Here is a 17,518-nt window from a genome sequence, read left to right on the forward strand (position 1 = left end):
TGGCCCCCCGCCCCCGGGGGGGGGCCGGGGGGGGGGGGCACCCGGGGGCCCCCGCGCGGTGGGGGAGGGGTGGGGGTCAGGCCTGCTGCTGGTCCTCGGGGAGGCTGATCACCCAGCGGGAGTCCTGCCGGGGGCGCAGGTAGAACAGCCAGTAGAGGGTCGCGGCGGCGGTGATGCCGCCGGTCCAGAGCAGGGGCTCGGTGTCCAGCTGGGTCATGACGTAGACCAGGACGGCGATCAGGACCACCGGGACGCCCGGCCACAGCGGCATCCGCCAGGCGGCGGCGTGCTTGTGGTGGCCGCGGCGGGAGAGCAGCGCGGCGACCGCGACCAGCAGGTACATCGCGGTGACGGCGACGCCGGTGATGTTGCTGAGCAGCTGGCCCTTGACGAAGCAGAGCGCGGCGCCCGGCAGGCCGACGGCCAGGGTGGCGATCCACGGGGAGCCGAAGCGCCCGAGGGTGCCGAAGGCCTTGTTGACCGGCCCGGGCCAGGCCTTGTCGCGGGCGGAGGCGAACAGCACGCGGGAGTTCTGGATGACCATGACGATGCCGGCGTTGATGATGGCCAGCGCGATGCAGAGGCTGATGAAGGTGCCGACCGCCGAGTTGCTCCAGGCGGTGACCATGCCCGAGATGTCGCCGGCGGCGAGGGTCTGCAGGTCGGGGGCGCCCATGGTGATGGCAGCGACCGGGATCAGGATGATGGCGCTGGAGAGGCCGAGCGTCCAGAGCACGGTGCGCGAGACGGTGCGGCGGGGGTTCTCCAGCTCCTCGGAGAGGTAGACGGCGGTGGAGAAGCCCTGGGTGACGAAGAGGGCGATGCCGAGCGCGCCGATGATGGCGCCGATGCCGACGGTGGTGGTGGCGCCGTTGTCCCCGGCGACCACGCCGTGCAGCAGGCTCGGGTGGTCCGGGTTGGTGTGGGCGAAGCCGAGCACCGACACGACGCCGGCCGCGACGACCTCCAGCACCAGGAAGACGCCGGTGATCCAGGCGTTGGCGCGCAGGTCCAGCAGGCCGGCCAGGGTGGCGGCCAGCATGACCGCGGCGCCCGCGATGGGCTTGTCGACGTGCAGGACGGGCGCCAGGTAGTCGGCGGTGCCGAGCGCGATGACCGAGGGGACGATCATCACCACGATCAGCGACTGGATGAAGACCAGCCAGCCGGCCAGCCGTCCGGCCAGCGTGCCGACCATCGCGTACTCGCCGCCGGCGCTGGGGATCAGCGTGCCGAGCTCGGAGTAGCAGAACGCGACGGCGACGCAGAGCACCGAGCCGATCGCGATGGTGAGGGCGGTGGCGCTGCCGATGCTGGAGAACAGCTCCGGCACGATCACGAAGAGCGTGGAGGCCGGGGTGACGCAGGACAGCGTGAGCAGCGTGCCGCCCACGACGCCGATGGAGCGCTTGAGCTGCTGGGGGGCGACTGTCTCGTGCGTAGTGGGGGCTACGTCGAGTGGCTGGCGAAGCGTGTCGGTCATGTGGCTTCCGATCGGCTCTGTGCGGTCCTGGGATGGGAGCGGTATCGCCTCCGCTGGCTGGTTGCTCGGGTCTTGGTCCGGTCGCTCCCGGGCCGCAATGGAACCTTGGGCGTAATGATTGCGTCAACGCCGGAACTGCTTCGGAATCCGTTGCGCGGAAGGGCATAAACATGCGATCCGATGATCACGTACGGTCATTGCGAGGATTGTCCGAGTTGTTACCTCTGCCGCATTGCACTTGAATCCAAGGTAAACAGGATGTTGAAAGCATCCTTTCGAAGGCTGCACTCCGATCCGATGCCGGTACGCCCAGGCGCCCCGAAGCGGCCCCGCAAGCCCCGCGCGGGGTGCGGGAACCGCAGCCCCGCGCCGGAAAGATCTAGGTAACGTTTCAACACCTGGGACGCCGGGGTGCGCCGAGGGGCCGGACCCGAGCGGGCCCGACCCCTTTGGTCACCGTCCGTCACTGCTCGGCGGGCAGCCACCCCGTCTGGACCAGCTGTCCGCCGGTCGCCCGCCGCGACACGTACAGCCCGCGGCCCGGCGGCAGCGCCTGCGGCTTGACCGTCCCCAGCAGCGCCCCCTCGTCCCGGTTGCCGGAGAGGACCACGCCCTGCCCGCCGAGCTCGCGCATCCGCTGGAGCACCGGCTCGTACAGTGACCGGCCCGCGCCGCCCGCGCTGCGCGCCACGATCACCCGCAGCCCGATGTCCCGGGCGAACGGCAGGAACTCGGCCAGCGGCGTCAGCGGGTTGCCCGAGCCCGTCGCGACGAGGTCGTAGTCGTCGACGATCACGAACATGTCCTTGCCGCGGTACCAGCTGCGGTCGCGCAGCTGCTCGGCGGTGACGTCCGGCCCCGGCAGGCGGCGCGAGCAGGCGCCGCGCAGCATGTCGACGACCTTCGTCAGCGCGGGCTGCGTCGCCGCGTACTCCACCTGGTACTCGCGGGGGACGGCCCCCAGCAGCGCGCGCCGGTAGTCGGCGACGACGATGCCGGCCTGTTCCGCCGTGTACCGCTCGGTGATCTGCTTGACCAGCATCCGCAGCAGCGCGGACTTCCCGGACCGGGTGTCGCCGAACACGATGAACAGCGGGTCCGTCTCGAAGTCGACGAAGACCGGCGCCAGTTCCGCCTCGTCCACGCCGAAGGCCACCCCGCGCTCGGGGTGCTCGAAGCCCTTCGGCAGTCCGTACCCGTCGAGGACGGCCGGCAGCATCCGCACCCGCGGCGCGTGCGGGCCGGTCCAGGCGCCGGCGACGGCGGCGACGAGTGCGGCCACGCCGTCCTGGAGGTCGTCCACCGCGGACGAGCCGTCGATCCGGGGCAGTCCGGCCAGGAAGTGCAGCCGCTCCGGGGTGACGCCGCGCCCGGCGAGCGCCGGGACGTTCTGCGCGGTCCGGCGGTCCACCTCCGACTCCATCGGGTCGCCCAGCTTGAGCTCGGTGCGGTTCTGCAGCAGGTCCTTGAGCGCCGGGCGCACCTCCGCGTAGCGGGCCGCCGTGATGACGAGGTGCACGCCGTAGCCGAGGCCGCGCTGGGCGATGTCGGCGATCACCGGCTCCAGCGCCTCGAACTCCTGCTTGAAGGTGTTCCAGCCGTCGATCACGAGGAACACGTCGCCGAAGGGCTCGTCCGGGAGCCGCCCGGTCGCCCGGCGGACCCGGTAGGCCGCGATGGTGTCGATCCCGGCGGCCCGGAACAGCTCCTCACGCCGGTTCAGCACGCCGTGCACCTCGGAGACCGTCCGGCGCACCTCGTCGACGTCGAGCCGCCCGGCCACCCCGCCGACGTGCGGCAGCCCGGCCAGTGTGCGGAAGCCGCCCGCGCCGAGGTCCAGCAGGTAGAACTGCACCTCCAGCGGGGTGTGGGTGAGCGCGAACGCGGCCACCGCGGTGCGCACGACCGTCGACTTGCCCGAGAGCGGGCCGCCGACCACCAGGCCGTGCCCGGCCGCTCCGGCGAAGTCGAGCTCCAGGACGTCCGTCCGCTGCTCGCGCGGCCGGTCGACCACGCCGATCGGCACCCGCAGCCGGCCCGCCGGGTACCCGGGCGCGCCCAGCCCGCGCTCCGGCACGGCCTGCAGCGGCGGCAGCAGCCGGTCGAGGCCCGGCGCCGCGCCCAGCGGCGGCAGCCACACCTGGTGCGCGGCCGGGCCCTGGCCGGCCATCCGCCGCACGAAGACGTCGAGCACGGTGTCGGCCAGGGCGTCGTCCTGCTCCGGGGCCCGCGCCTCCTCCTGCCCGGCGGGCTCCGGCAGCTCCACCTCGGCCGCGGTGAACAGGACCGGCCGCGTGCCGGCCCGCTGCTCGCCGGCCGCGTGCTGCTGCCCCGGCGCCCGGTAGGGGCCCGAGACGTACGCGGCCTTGAACCGCTCCATCGCGTCCTCGCCGAACTTGAGGTAGCCGACGCCCGGCACCGGCGGCAGGTGGTAGGCGTCCGGCGCGCCGATCGCCGCCCGCGACTCGGCCGCGGAGAAGGTCCGCAGACCGATCCGGTAGGAGAGGTAGGTGTCCAGGCCGCGCAGCTTGCCCTCCTCCAGACGCTGCGAGGCCAGCAGCAGGTGCACCCCCAGCGAGCGGCCGATCCGGCCGATCTGGATGAACATCTCGATGAAGTCCGGCTTGGCGGTGAGGAGTTCGGAGAACTCGTCGATGATCAGCACCAGCGAGGGCAGCGGGTCCAGGGCCGCCCCGGCCGCGCGCGCCCGCTCGTACTCGTGGATGTTGACGTAGTTGCCGGCCCGGTGCAGCAGCTCCTGGCGGCGGTGCAGCTCGCCCTCGATCGCGTCCCGCATGCGGTCGACCAGGGTGAGCTCGCCCTCCAGGTTGGTGATGACGGCCGAGGTGTGCGGCAGCTCGGCCATGCCGGCGAACGTCGCGCCGCCCTTGAAGTCGGCGAGGACGAAGTTCAGCTCCTCCGAGGAGTGCGTCATCGCGAGCGCCAGCACCAGCGTGCGCAGCAGCTCCGACTTGCCCGACCCCGTCGCGCCGACGCACAGGCCGTGCGGGCCCATGCCCTCCAGCGCGGCCTCCTTGATGTCCAGGAACACGTGCTCGCCGCCCGCGCCGACGCCGATCGGCACCCGCATCCGCTCGTGCCGGCCGCGCGGGCGCCAGCCCCGGGAGACGTCGAAGGAGCCCGGGTCGCCGGAGTTCATCAGGTCGGTGAAGTCGAGGTCGGACAGCAGCGGCTCCTCGTCGCCGCCGGCCGGCATCCGGTACGGCGCCAACTGCCGCGCCAGCGCCTCGGACTGCCGGGCCGAGAGCAGGTCGGGCGTGCCGGTGTAGGCGGCCCCGGAGGCCGAGCGCAGCTCGATGGCGGTGGGGCGGACGGTCGCCATCAGGTGCCCGCTCGGCTCGTCGAGCTCGCCCGGGACGACCTCGATGACGGTCACCCCCTGCACGCCCTCCGGGCTCGCGAGCAGCGAGTCGTGCGGCACGCCGGCGCCGTCCATCACGACGACGACGTGCGGCTGGTCCGGCGGGGCGGCGGCGTCCCGGACGAACCGCTGGCGCCCGGCGAGCTCGTCCTGGAGCAGCAGCTCCAGCTCGCCGAGCCCGGTGGCGGTCAGCCGGCGCGAGCCGGCGCCGTCGGTCTCCTTGCGGTGCTGGTTGTGCGGGAGCCACTTCGTCCACTCCCACTCCCCGGCCGCGCCGGGCGCCGCGGCGACCGCCACCAGCAGGTCCTCCGGCGAGTGCAGGGTGGTCAGCTGGGCGATCATCGCCCGCACGCTGCCGTACACCGAGTCCGGGTCGCCGCACACCGTGACGTGGTAGAAGGCGCGCAGCGACACCGCGAGCGGGAGGTCCTGGAGCGTGCCGTGCGCGTTCAGGAAGGACTTCATGGCCGCCGCCGACAGCGGCTCCAGCTCGTCCGCCGGCGCGGTCCGCGGTGCCACCAGGGGAGTGGACAGCTGCACCGGCCCGAGGCCGACCCGGATCTGCGCGAAGTCCGCGTCCCCCGAGCGGCGTTCCCACAGCCGGCGCCCGCCCGCGACGACCGCCCACAGCTGGTCCGGCGCCGGGTTGAGGAACAGCAGCGCGCCGCGCTGGCGCTCGGCGGTGCGGCGCACCGCGCGCCGCGTCTGCTGGAGGTACTTGAGGTAGTCGCGCCGGGCGTCGGACGTCGCGGTGGAACCGCCCCGGCGGGCCCGGACGATCTGCGCGAGCACCATGCCGACCGTCGAGGCGATCATCAGCCCGCCCATGATCCGCATCGGCCCCTGGGAGCCCGGCGCGAAGAAGAACACCGCCGAGCCGCCCATGCCCAGCATCGGCAGGACGCTCGACACCCAGTCCTCGCCGCCCTGGCGCGGCAGTTCGGGCGGAGCGACCAGCTCCACCGGCTCGTCGGGCACCGGGGGCGGATAAGCCCTGGCCGCACGCCGCACCATGATCACACCCATGTGCCCCCCCACCCCTAGGCGCCGGTACACCGGAGGCGGCCGCCCGGCACGTCCGCCGGACACGGCGTCAGGGCGCCCGACGGTACCGGTCGCACCCGTACTCTCGGCACGGGTAGGGTAGCGCCGCGTCAACTCGCGTGTACGCCGGGTAGGTTCGCCCCGGCGCCGGGACAGGGGGGAACGTCCAGTGCGTGGAACGACCGAGGTGATCGCATGAGCGAGCCCCGCGAGCTCATCAGGAGCAGGTGCACGTGGGTGAATGCCCCTGCCGAGCGAAGCGAGGCGGGTGCATGAACGCCGTAGCGACGGGCTTCGCCCGGGTCACCGTCGTCACCCCGGACCGCCGGATCGACGTCGCCCTGCCGGAGGACCTCCCCCTCGCCGACCTCTACCCCGACGTCCTGCGCCTGGCCCGCGCCACCCAGCCCGACGGCGTCCCCACCGGCTTCCACCTGGTCCGCCGGGACGGCACCGTCCTCGACGGCGGCCTGTCGCTGGCCGCCCAGCAGGTCCGCGACGGCGACCTGCTCACGCTGCGCCCGTTCGCCGAGTCCCTCCCGCCGGCCGTCTACGACGACGTCGCCGACGCCATCGCGGGCGCCGTCCCGGCCGACCACCGCTTCTGGAGCCCCGAACTCACCCGGGCCTCCGGCCTCACCGGCGCCACCGTCCTGCTTGCGCTGCTCGGCCTCGCCCTGTGGTCCGCCGGCCCGCACCACGACGCGCACGGCCTGCCCGGCGTCCTCGCCGGCGTCACCGCCGTCGTCCTCACCGCCCTGGCCGGCGCCCGCGCCCGGGTCTACGGGGACGCCCCGGCGGCGGTCGCGCTCGGCCTCGGCGCGCTGCCGCACGCCCTGATCGCCGGGACCGGCCTGCTCGCCGCCGCCCGGCCCGGGGACGGCCCCGGCCGGCTGCACTTCCTGGCCGGCTGCGTCGCCGTCCTCGTCACCGCCGTCCTGCTGGCCGCGCTGCTCCCCGAACGCGACGCGGTGTTCGTCGCCGCCGCCCTCGCCGCCGCCGCGGGCGCCCTCGCCGCCTTCGCCGCCGTGCTGCTGCCCGGCACCCCGGCCCACCGCATCGCCGCCGTCACCGGCGTGGCCGCCGTCGCCGCCATCGGCTTCCTGCCCGGCCTCGCCGCCCGCTCCGCCCGCCTGCCCGTCGGCTACGCCGCCCCCGGCCAGGCCCGCGGCGGCGAGGCGGACGACGAGGACCGGGCCGAGACCGTCCGGTACGAGCGCATCGCGCAGCAGGCCCGGCGCGGCCACGAGGTCCTCGTCGGCCTGGTCGGCGGCTGCGCCGCGGTCGTCGCCGGCGCCTGCGCGCTGCTCGGCTTCACCGACGCGGCCTTCCCCGAACTGCTCGCGCTCGCGCTCGGCCTCGCCGTCCTGCTCCGCGCCCGGCTGTTCCGCTACACCGCCCAGGTCCTCGCGCTCACCTCGGCCGGCCTGCTCGGCCTCGCCCTGCTGATCGCGGGCCTGTCGCTGCACTCCCGGCAGTTCGCCGAGGGCGCCGCCCCCGCCGACGCCGACCTGCGCACCGTCTGGCTGACCGCCGCCGTCGCCCTCGGCGCCGCCGTGCTCACCGCGACCGCGCTCGTCGTGCCCCGGCTCGGCGTCTCCCCCTTCTGGGGGCGCGTCCTCGACCTCGTCGACGGCCTCGCCCTGCTCTCCCTCGTCCCGCTCGCGCTCGCCGTCCTCGACGTCTACCGCCTGGTGCGCGGGGCCGCCGGCTGACCCGCCCCGGCCCCGCCGGCCGCCCGCGTGGGCTGCGCTGGTACGCTTGGCCTTCGAGCGCAGCCGTGTGTCCGCCCCCAGGGTGCGGAGGAAGCGGCCGGCGCCCGCGTTACGACACCGAGTTCTCGATGAGTCCTGTGCCGTAGACCAGGACCGCTCGGTTCACCTCGTTAAGGAGTTGCAGTGGCTCTCGCCTCTGACATCAAGAAGCAGATCATCGCCGAGTTCGGCCAGAAGGAGGGCGACACCGGCTCCCCCGAGGTTCAGGTGGCCATGCTCTCCCGCCGCATCTCGGACCTGACCGAGCACCTCAAGACCCACAAGCACGACCACCACTCGCGCCGTGGCCTGCTCATCCTGGTCGGCCAGCGCCGCCGCCTGCTGCAGTACCTGGCCAAGAAGGACATCGAGCGCTTCCGTACGCTCGTCGACCGCCTGGGCATCCGTCGCGGTGCCGCCGGCGGCGCCCGCTAAGACCGCCGCTCGGGGCGGCTCCCCACACCGGGGAGCCGCCCCTCGCGCGTATGCCGCGGTCGTTCGGCCGCGGCGCCCGGACATAACAACTCGCGCGCACCTCCCCAGGTGGCCGAGGATTGCACCGTAGGGTTGTGGGCATGCCGGGTGATGGCGCACGAGACGCCATCCAGGCAGAAGGACCCCAACCCCCCGCGGGCCGAAGGCTTCAAACGGAAGCCGCCCGCATCCGAGAGAGCGTCCAGACGCGGACCGCCCGCGCGGCCCGGCAGCCGTGAGGCGCCGGTCCTCGGTAGTGGCCCCCGGAAGCCCCGCAGTCGAGCGGGACCCGCCGGAGGCTTCGATCGAAGACCGGCCCGACTGCCGCCCCTCCTGACAGGAGGGCACAGGGCCCACCGGCAGGCAGGACGCGGGGACGCTCTCCCGGAGACGTACGAAAGAGGAGATCTTCCAGGTGGAAGAGAACGTGTTCTACGCCGAGGCCGTCATCGACAACGGCTCCTTCGGCACCCGTACCATCCGCTTCGAGACCGGCCGCCTGGCCCGTCAGGCCGCCGGCTCCGCCGTGGCCTACCTGGACGACGACACCATGGTGCTGTCGGCCACCAGCGCGTCCAAGCAGCCGAAGGAGCACTTCGACTTCTTCCCGCTGACCGTGGACGTCGAGGAGCGGATGTACGCCGCGGGCCGCATCCCCGGCTCGTTCTTCCGTCGCGAGGGCCGGCCCTCCGAGGACGCGATCCTCACCTGCCGCCTGATCGACCGCCCGCTGCGCCCGTCCTTCGTCAAGGGCCTGCGCAACGAGGTCCAGGTCGTCGTCACCGTGATGGCGCTCAACCCCGACCACCTGTACGACGTGGTCGCGATCAACGCCGCCTCCGCCTCCACCCAGCTGGCCGGCCTGCCGTTCTCCGGCCCCATCGGCGGCGTGCGCGTCGCGCTGATCAACGGCCAGTGGGTGGCCTTCCCGACCCACAGCGAGCTGGAGTCGGCCGTCTTCGACATGGTCGTCGCCGGTCGCGTCCTGCCGGACGGCGACGTCGCGATCATGATGGTCGAGGCCGAGGCCACCGACAAGACCATCAAGCTGGTCGAGGGCGGCGCCGAGGCCCCGACCGAGGAGGTCGTCGCCTCCGGTCTGGACGCCGCCAAGCCGTTCATCAAGGTCCTGTGCGCCGCCCAGGCCCAGCTGGCCGCCCAGGCCGCCAAGCCCACCGGCGAGTTCCCGGTCTTCCTGGACTACCAGGACGACGTCCTCGCCGCGCTGACCGCCGCCGTCAAGGACGAGCTGGCCCAGGCCCTCACCATCGCGGGCAAGCAGGAGCGCAACATCGAGCTCGACCGCGTCAAGGCGCTCGCCGCCGAGAAGCTGCTCCCCGAGTTCGAGGGCCGCGAGAAGGAGATCAGCGCCGCCTACAACGCGCTGACCAAGAAGATCGTCCGCGAGCGCGTCATCAAGGACAAGGTCCGCATCGACGGCCGCGGTGTCACCGACATCCGCACCCTGGCCGCCGAGGTCGAGGCCATCCCGCGCGTCCACGGCTCCGCCCTGTTCGAGCGCGGCGAGACCCAGATCCTGGGCGTCACCACGCTGAACATGCTCCGCATGGAGCAGCAGCTCGACACGCTCTCCCCGGAGACGCGTCGCCGCTACATGCACAACTACAACTTCCCGCCGTACTCGGTCGGCGAGACCGGCCGCGTGGGCTCGCCCAAGCGCCGCGAGATCGGCCACGGCGCCCTGGCCGAGCGGGCCATCCTGCCGGTGCTCCCCACCCGCGAGGAGTTCCCGTACGCCATCCGCCAGGTCTCCGAGGCGCTCGGCTCCAACGGCTCCACCTCGATGGGGTCGGTCTGCGCCTCCACCATGTCGCTGCTGAACGCCGGTGTGCCGCTGAAGGCCGCCGTCGCCGGCATCGCCATGGGCCTGATCTCCCAGGAGATCGACGGTGAGACCCACTACGTCGCGCTGACCGACATCCTCGGTGCCGAGGACGCGTACGGCGACATGGACTTCAAGGTCGCCGGTACCCGCAACTTCATCACCGCCCTCCAGCTCGACACCAAGCTGAACGGCATCCCGGCGTCGGTCCTGGCCGCCGCCCTGAAGCAGGCCCGCGACGCCCGCCTGCACATCCTCGACGTGATGAACGAGGCCATCGACTCCCCGGACGAGATGTCCCCGAACGCGCCGCGCATCATCACCATCAAGATCCCGGTGGACAAGATCGGCGAGGTCATCGGCCCCAAGGGCAAGATGATCAACCAGATCCAGGAGGACACCGGCGCCGAGATCACGATCGAGGACGACGGCACCATCTACATCGGTGCCGCCGACGGCCCGGCCGCCGAGGCCGCCCGCACCACGATCAACCAGATCGCCAACCCGACCATGCCGGAGGTCGGCGAGCGCTACCTGGGCACCGTGGTCAAGACCACGACCTTCGGTGCGTTCGTGTCGCTCATGCCGGGCAAGGACGGCCTGCTGCACATCTCGCAGATCCGCAAGCTCGCCGGTGGCAAGCGCGTGGAGAACGTCGAGGACGTGCTCGGCGTCGGCGCCAAGGTGCAGGTCGAGATCGCCGAGATCGACCCGCGCGGCAAGCTCTCCCTGATCCCGGTCATCGAGGGCGAGGAGGCCGGCGAGGCCGCTTCCGAGTGAAGCGCCGCTAGCTGACCCCTTGCGGCCCGTACGCCTCCCGGCGTGCGGGCCGCACCCTGTTGTCCCCCCGCGTTCGTACGCGTGTCCTCAGAACGCGCGTTTCCTCTGGAGGTACCCCCCGTGGCCCAGGCCCCGGCCGCGAAGCAGCGCCCCGGCACCACCCGGACCCTGCTCAAGGGCGCCGACGGCGCCGGCACCGTGCGCCGCACCGTGCTCCCCGGCGGCCTGCGGGTCGTCACCGAGACCCTGCCGACGGTGCGCTCCGCCACCTTCGGCATCTGGGTCGGCGTCGGCTCGCGGGACGAGACCCCGCAGCTCAACGGCGCCACCCACTACCTGGAGCACCTGCTCTTCAAGGGCACCGAGCGGCGCAGCGCGCTGGACATCTCGGCCGCCCTGGACGCGGTCGGCGGCGAGATGAACGCCTTCACCGCGAAGGAGAACACCTGCTACTACGCCCGGGTCCTCGACACCGACCTGCCGCTCGCCATCGACGTGGTCTGCGACATGCTCACCGGCTCGCTCATCCGCGCCGAGGACGTCGAGGCCGAGCGCGGCGTCATCCTCGAAGAGATGGCGATGGCCGAGGACGACCCGGGCGACGTTGTCCACGACCTGTTCGCCAAGGTGATCTTCGGCAGCGGCCCGCTCGGCCGCCCGATCCTCGGCACCCAGGAGACGATCAGGACGCTCACCCGGGACCAGGTCGCCGGCTTCTACCGCCGCCGCTACCGGCCCGAGAACCTCGTCGTCGCCGCGGCCGGCAACCTCGACCACCGCAAGGTGGTCAAGCAGGTCGAGGAGGCCTTCGCGCCGGTGCTCGCGGCCTCCGCCGCCGCTCCCGCCGAGGCCCGGCGCGGCGTCAAGGCGCTGCGCACGGCCGGCCGGGTCGAGGTGCTCAACCGTTCCACCGAGCAGGCCCACCTGGTGCTGGGCGTGCCCGGGGTGCCGCGGCACGACGAGCGCCGCTGGGCGATGGGCGTGCTCAACGCGGCCCTGGGCGGCGGGATGAGCTCCCGGCTGTTCCAGGAGGTCCGGGAGAAGCGCGGGCTCGCGTACTCGGTGTACTCCTACTCCTCGTCCTACGCGGACAGCGGCCTGTTCGGCATCTACGCCGGCTGCCAGCCCAAGCGGGTCGAGGAGGTGCTGCGGATCTGCCGCGCCGAGCTGGCCAAGGTGGTCGCCGAGGGCATCACCGAGGAGGAGCTGCAGCGCGCGATCGGCCAGATCTCCGGCTCCACCGTGCTCGGCATGGAGGACACCGGCTCGCTGATGAACCGGATCGGCAAGGCCGAGCTCAGCTACGGCCACCACCTGTCGGTGGACGACATGCTGGCACGGATCGCCGCGGTGACCCTGGACGACGTCCAGGCCGTCGCCCGTGATGTGCTGGGCGCGTACCGGCCGTCGCTGGCGCTGATCGGCCCGGTCAACGACAAGCGGGCCGCCAAGCTCGCCGATCTGCTGGTCTGAGACCGGCTGGTGTGAGAGGAACTTCGCTATGACGCTGCGTGTCGCCGTGATCGGCGCCAAGGGCCGGATCGGCTCCGAGGCCGTCAAGGCCGTCGAGGCCGCGCCGGACCTTGAGCTGGTGGCCGCGCTCGGGCGCGACTCCGAGCTGGAGGAGCTGACCGGGGCGGGAGCCCAGGTGGCGGTCGAACTGACCCACCCCGACTCGGTGATGGGCAACCTCGACTTCTGCCTGCACCACGGCATCCACGTGGTCACCGGCACCACCGGCTGGACCGAGGAGCGCCTCGCCACCGTCCGCGGCTGGCTGGCCGACGCCCCGGAGCTCGGCCTGCTGATCGCGCCGAACTTCTCCATCGGCGCGATCCTCGGCATGAAGTTCGCCCAGACGGCGGCCCGCTACTTCGAGTCCGTCGAGGTCGTCGAGCTGCACCACGACCGCAAGGCCGACGCGCCCAGCGGCACCGCGACCCGCACCGCCCAGCTGATCGCCGCCGCCCGCGCCGAGGCCGGCCGCCCGCCGCAGCAGGACCCGACCACCCACAGCCTGCCCGGCGCGCGCGGTGCCGACGTCGACGGGGTGCCGGTGCACGCCGTCCGGCTGCGCGGCCTGCTCGCCCACCAGCAGGTGATGTTCGGCGACACCGGCGAGACGCTCACCATCCGGCACGACTCGCTGCACCACAGCAGCTTCATGCCGGGCATCCTGCTGGGCGCCCGCCAGGTGGCCGACCACCCGGGGCTGACCTTCGGCCTCGAACACTTCCTGGACCTGTGACCGTGCCGACCCCCGGGAGTGTGCGATGACCTCGCGTACCGGCTTCTTCGTCCTCGCCGGCGTGCTGCTGCTGGTCGCGCTGATCTGCATCGGCGAGGGCGTCCAGCTGGTCGCCACCGGCAAGCCGCTCGGCATCGGCATCGGGCTGTGCGCCTTCGTCATCCCGGTGATCGGCGTCTGGTTCCTGTGCCAGACCGTCCGCTTCGGCCGGGACAGCGAGCGGCTCGCCCGCGAGCTGGAGGCCGAGGGCGGCCTGCCGGTGGACGAGCTGGAGCGCACCAAGGGCGGCCGGATCGACCGCGCCTCGGCCGACGCGGTGTTCGCCCGCCGCCAGGCCGAGGCCGAGGCCGCGCCGGGCGACTGGCGGGTCTGGTTCCGGTTGGCGGTGGCGTACGCCGACGCCGGGGACACCCCGCGCGCCCGCAAGACCATGCAGCACGCCATCCGGCTGCACCACCAGCAGGACCGGCACGACAGCACCGAACCCGCGAGGAGCAACGCGTGAGCGACGAAACGACGGCCCCCCGGTTCCGCAGCGACGTCACGGTGGAGCTGGTCCGCAGCGCCGCCGCCGACTCGGACGTCATCTGGGCGGCCCGTGTCTCGACCGCGGGGGAGCAGTCCCTGGAGGCGCTCCAGCAGGACCCGGAGAAGTCGAAGGGCCTGATCAACTTCCTGATGCGCGACCGGCACGGCACGCCGTTCGAGCACAACTCGATGACCTTCTTCATCAGCGCGCCGATCTTCGTCTTCCGCGAGTTCCACCGCCACCGCAGCGGCTGGTCCTACAACGAGGAGTCCGGCCGCTACCGCGAGCTGGAGCCGGTCTTCTACGTCCCCGCCGAGGAGCGCAAGCTCGTCCAGCAGGGCCGCCCCGGCCGCTACGAGTTCGTCGAGGGCACCCCGGAGCAGCACAAGACCGTCACCGAGTCGATGGAGGCGGCCTACCGGGAGGCCTACGACCGCTACCAGGAGATGCTGGCGGCCGGCGTGGCCCGCGAGGTGGCCCGCGCGGTGCTGCCGGTCGGCCTGTTCTCCTCGATGTACGCGACCTGCAACTCCCGTTCGCTGATGCACTTCCTGTCGCTGCGCACCAAGCGGGAGAACTCGGCCGTGCCGTCCTTCCCGCAGCGCGAGATCGAGATGGTCGCCGAGCGGATGGAGGCGCAGTGGGCGCAGCTCATGCCGCTCACCCATGCGGCCTTCGAGAAGCACGGCCGGGTCGCGCCCTGACCTGCGGCGATGAGCATATGGGCAGAGTGTCGGGCATGTCTGGATTGCGGCTTTTCTGGCCGCTCCCTACATTCGTGAACACGGATTCCGGTGCTGCCTGAACCCCCGAGCACGCAGCACCGGAATCCCATGTCACCGCCGTGTCGCCGCCCGTTCCGGCCGCCCAGCGCCGCCGGACACCTGTCCGAACCCTGGACCGGTGTGGTAGCCGCCCCACCGCCTACGAGTAGCTTTGGACGCATGGCTCCGACCTCCACCCCCCAGACGCCGTTCGGCCGGGTCCTGACCGCGATGGTCACCCCGTTCACCGCCGACGGCGGACTCGACCTCGACGGCGCCCAGCGCCTCGCCACGCACCTCGTCGACTCCGGCAACGACGGCCTCGTCGTCAACGGCACCACCGGTGAGTCCCCGACCACCAGCGACGCCGAGAAGGCCCAGCTCGTCCGTGCCGTGGTCGAGGCGGTGGGGGACCGCGCCCACGTCGTCGCCGGCGTCGGCACCAACGACACCCACCACAGCGCCGAACTGGCCCGTCAGGCCGAGTCGGCCGGAGCGCACGGCCTGCTCGTCGTCACGCCGTACTACAGCAAGCCCCCGCAGGAGGGCCTGTACCGGCACGCCGTGCACATCGCCGATGCCACCGGGCTGCCGGTCATGCTGTACGACATCCCGGGCCGCAGCGGGGTGGCCCTGGGCCACGAGACGCTGGTGCGCCTCGGCGAGCACCCGCGGATCGTCGCCAACAAGGACGCCAAGGGCGACCTCGGCGCCGCCGCCTGGGCCATCGCCCGCTCGGACCTCGCCTGGTACTCCGGCGACGACATCCTCAACCTGCCGCTGCTGTCGGTCGGCGCCGCCGGCGTGGTGAGCGTCGTCGGGCACGTGGTGTCCGGCGAACTGCGTGCGATGATCGACGCGTACCTGACCGGCGATGTGGCCAAGGCCACGGCGATCCACCAGGGTCTGCTCCCGGTCTTCAGCGGTATGTTCCGCACCCAGGGCGTCATCCTCACCAAGGCCGCGCTGGGCCTCCAGGGCCTGCCCGCCGGCCCGCTGCGGCTGCCGCTGATCGGCGCGACGCCCGAGGAGATCGCGCAATTGAAGAAGGATCTCGCCGCAGGCGGGGTACACCTGTAGCAGACAAAGACGTGCGCGCCCCGGCTCGCCGGACCCTCACGGGACCGCCGCTGGACCGGACCGAAGGCGCGAGAGCACAGACCCAGTAGGAACACACGACACTGAGTACGCACGCCATATGTCTCCGGGGGAGGACCCCGGGCATATGGCGTGCGTCGTGAGGAGAGTCTTTTGAGTCACCCGCACCCCGAACTCGGCGCCCCGCCCGCCCTGAAGGAGGGCGCCCTCCGTATCACTCCGCTCGGCGGCCTCGGCGAGATCGGCCGCAACATGACGGTCCTCGAATTCGGGGACCGCATCCTGATCGTCGACTGCGGCGTCCTCTTCCCCGAGGACGAGCAGCCCGGCGTGGACCTGATCCTCCCGGACTTCAGCTACATCCGGGACCGGCTCGACAAGGTCGACGGCATCGTCCTCACCCACGGGCACGAGGACCACATCGGCGCCGTCCCCTTCCTGCTCCGGGAGAACCCGGACATCCCGCTGATCGGCTCCAAGCTCACCCTCGCCCTGATCGAGGCAAAGCTCGCCGAGCACCGCATCCGGCCGTACGTGCTGGAGGTCAAGGAGGGCGAGCGCGAGCGCATCGGCCCCTTCGACTGCGAGTTCATCGCCGTCAACCACTCCATCCCGGACGCCCTCGCGGTGGCCGTGCGCACCCCGGCCGGCATGGTCGTCGCCACCGGCGACTTCAAGATGGACCAGCTGCCGCTCGACGGCCGCCTGACCGACCTGCCGACCTTCGCCAAGCTGGCGGAGGAGGGCATGGACCTGCTGCTGGTGGACTCCACCAACGCCGAGGTCCCCGGCTTCATCCCGCACGAGCGGGACATCTCGGCCGCCCTGCGCAACGTCTTCGCGAACGCCGACAAGCGCATCATCGTCGCCTCCTTCGCGAGCCACGTGCACCGCATCCAGCAGGTGCTGGACGCCGCGCACGAGTACAAGCGCAAGGTGGCCTTCGTCGGCCGCTCGATGGTCCGCAACATGGGCATCGCCCGCGACCTCGGGTACCTCAAGGTCCCCGGCAACATGGTCGTCGACGTCAAGCAGCTCGACGACCTGCCGGACAAGGAGGTCGTGCTGATCTGCACCGGCTCGCAGGGCGAGCCGATGGCCGCGCTGTCCCGGATGGCCAACCGCGACCACCAGATCCGCATCGTCGAGGGCGACACCGTCGTCCTGGCCTCGTCGCTCATCCCGGGCAACGAGAACGCCGTCTACCGCGTGATCAACGGCCTGACCCGCTGGGGCGCCAAGGTCGTGCACAAGGGCAACGCCAAGGTGCACGTCTCCGGCCACGCCTCGGCCGGCGAGCTGCTGTACTTCTTCAACATCTGCAAGCCGCGCAACCTGATGCCGGTCCACGGCGAGTGGCGCCACCTGCGGGCGGCCGCCGACCTGGGCATCGCCACCGGCGTGCCGCGCAACCGCGTGGTCATCGCCGAGGACGGCGTCTGCGTCGACCTGGAGAACGGCGTCGCCCGGATCGTCGGCAAGGTGCAGGCCGGGTACGTCTACGTGGACGGCGCCTCGGTGGGCGACATCACCGAGGCCTCGCTCAAGGACCGCAAGATCCTCGGCGAGGAGGGCTTCATCTCGGTCTTCGTCGCCGTCGACTCGGCCAACGGCAAGATCGTGGGCGGCCCGACCATCCAGGCCCGCGGCTCCGGCATCGAGGACAACGCGTTCGGGCCGGTCGTCGCCAAGCTCCAGGAGGCCCTGGACCGCTCGGCGAGCGACGGCGTGATCGAACCCCGCCAGGTGCAGCAGCTCGTCCGCCGCACCATCGGCAAGTGGGTGGCGGACAACTACCGCCGCCGGCCGATGATCCTGCCGGTCGTCGTCGAGGTCTGAGCCCCCTGAGGCTGGTTTGACGTGGGGCGGCCCGGTGCGTAATGTTCTCCGGGTTGCCCCACGGGACGGCCCCAAGGAAGCCCTCGAATTCGAATTCGAGAAGGACCGAGGAAAACGGCCCGAGAAACTCTGGTAGAGTTCGGGAGCGCCGAAAGGCAAAAGCCGATTGGATGAAAGAAACTCCGGGAAAACGGAGCGGAAAACATCTGATAAGCTGGAAACACGAAAGAACGAAGCGCCCGGAGGGCCCGCTGGAAGGCGGCTCGAAGGAAGCGTCCGT

Annotated in this window: 11 protein-coding genes; 9 read left to right on the forward strand and 2 right to left on the reverse strand. The window is 72.2% G+C overall.

What is annotated here, in order from left to right; all coding sequences use genetic code 11:
* Positions 1 to 76: 76 nt before the first annotated feature.
* Together ACFVU9_RS38785 and eccCa are read right to left on the reverse strand one after the other, a co-directional pair.
* Positions 77 to 1,483, reverse strand: coding sequence for an APC family permease (locus ACFVU9_RS38785; protein ID WP_380444492.1), 1,407 nt, complete (start codon positions 1,481 to 1,483; stop codon positions 77 to 79).
* A gap of 463 nt (positions 1,484 to 1,946) precedes the next feature.
* The gene (gene eccCa / locus ACFVU9_RS38790) at positions 1,947 to 5,891 is read right to left on the reverse strand and encodes a type VII secretion protein EccCa (protein ID WP_387601728.1); all 3,945 of its coding nucleotides are present in this window, start codon (positions 5,889 to 5,891) and stop codon (positions 1,947 to 1,949) included.
* Positions 5,892 to 6,181: 290 nt separating this feature from the next.
* On the opposite strand from eccCa, the gene eccD reads away from it, so the two are divergent.
* From eccD to ACFVU9_RS38835, 9 genes are all read left to right on the forward strand, one after another.
* On the forward strand, positions 6,182 to 7,624 hold the full coding sequence (eccD, locus tag ACFVU9_RS38795) for a type VII secretion integral membrane protein EccD (RefSeq protein ID WP_387601731.1): 1,443 nt from the start codon (positions 6,182 to 6,184) through the stop codon (positions 7,622 to 7,624).
* A gap of 183 nt (positions 7,625 to 7,807) precedes the next feature.
* Positions 7,808 to 8,098, forward strand: coding sequence for a 30S ribosomal protein S15 (rpsO, locus tag ACFVU9_RS38800; RefSeq protein WP_030311414.1), 291 nt, complete (start codon positions 7,808 to 7,810; stop codon positions 8,096 to 8,098).
* A gap of 454 nt (positions 8,099 to 8,552) precedes the next feature.
* Positions 8,553 to 10,760, forward strand: a complete 2,208-nt coding sequence (locus ACFVU9_RS38805) for a polyribonucleotide nucleotidyltransferase (RefSeq protein ID WP_387601734.1) — start codon at positions 8,553 to 8,555, stop codon at positions 10,758 to 10,760.
* A gap of 120 nt (positions 10,761 to 10,880) precedes the next feature.
* Complete coding sequence (locus tag ACFVU9_RS38810) at positions 10,881 to 12,233, forward strand: M16 family metallopeptidase (RefSeq protein ID WP_380444488.1); 1,353 nt, start codon at positions 10,881 to 10,883, stop codon at positions 12,231 to 12,233.
* Positions 12,234 to 12,261: 28 nt separating this feature from the next.
* On the forward strand, positions 12,262 to 13,008 hold the full coding sequence (dapB, locus tag ACFVU9_RS38815) for a 4-hydroxy-tetrahydrodipicolinate reductase (RefSeq protein ID WP_380444487.1): 747 nt from the start codon (positions 12,262 to 12,264) through the stop codon (positions 13,006 to 13,008).
* 25 nt (positions 13,009 to 13,033) lie between these two features.
* On the forward strand, positions 13,034 to 13,513 hold the full coding sequence (locus tag ACFVU9_RS38820; protein ID WP_380444486.1) for a hypothetical protein: 480 nt from the start codon (positions 13,034 to 13,036) through the stop codon (positions 13,511 to 13,513).
* Entirely contained in the window at positions 13,510 to 14,241 is a 732-nt protein-coding gene (gene thyX, locus ACFVU9_RS38825) for an FAD-dependent thymidylate synthase (RefSeq protein WP_380444485.1), read from the forward strand. The genes ACFVU9_RS38820 and thyX overlap by 4 nt, the downstream gene beginning before the upstream one ends.
* 240 nt (positions 14,242 to 14,481) lie before the next feature.
* Positions 14,482 to 15,381, forward strand: a complete 900-nt coding sequence (gene dapA, locus ACFVU9_RS38830) for a 4-hydroxy-tetrahydrodipicolinate synthase (RefSeq protein WP_380444484.1) — start codon at positions 14,482 to 14,484, stop codon at positions 15,379 to 15,381.
* 171 nt (positions 15,382 to 15,552) lie between these two features.
* Positions 15,553 to 17,238, forward strand: coding sequence for a ribonuclease J (locus ACFVU9_RS38835; protein ID WP_380444483.1), 1,686 nt, complete (start codon positions 15,553 to 15,555; stop codon positions 17,236 to 17,238).
* The last annotated feature ends 280 nt before the right edge of the window (positions 17,239 to 17,518 follow it).

Source organism: Kitasatospora sp. NPDC057936, from assembly GCF_042887525.1.
In the GTDB taxonomy this organism is placed as follows: domain Bacteria; phylum Actinomycetota; class Actinomycetes; order Streptomycetales; family Streptomycetaceae; genus Kitasatospora.

What these genes read in the sequence shown, in the direction of transcription:
- ACFVU9_RS38785 (WP_380444492.1), bottom strand. Translation starts at nt 1,483, where the DNA reads ATGACCGACACGCTTCGCCAGCCACTCGACGTAGCCCCCACTACGCAC.
- eccCa (WP_387601728.1), bottom strand. Translation starts at nt 5,891, where the DNA reads ATGGGTGTGATCATGGTGCGGCGTGCGGCCAGGGCTTATCCGCCCCCG.
- eccD (WP_387601731.1), top strand. Translation starts at nt 6,182, where the DNA reads ATGAACGCCGTAGCGACGGGCTTCGCCCGGGTCACCGTCGTCACCCCG.
- dapB (WP_380444487.1), top strand. Translation starts at nt 12,262, where the DNA reads ATGACGCTGCGTGTCGCCGTGATCGGCGCCAAGGGCCGGATCGGCTCC.
- ACFVU9_RS38820 (WP_380444486.1), top strand. Translation starts at nt 13,034, where the DNA reads ATGACCTCGCGTACCGGCTTCTTCGTCCTCGCCGGCGTGCTGCTGCTG.
- dapA (WP_380444484.1), top strand. Translation starts at nt 14,482, where the DNA reads ATGGCTCCGACCTCCACCCCCCAGACGCCGTTCGGCCGGGTCCTGACC.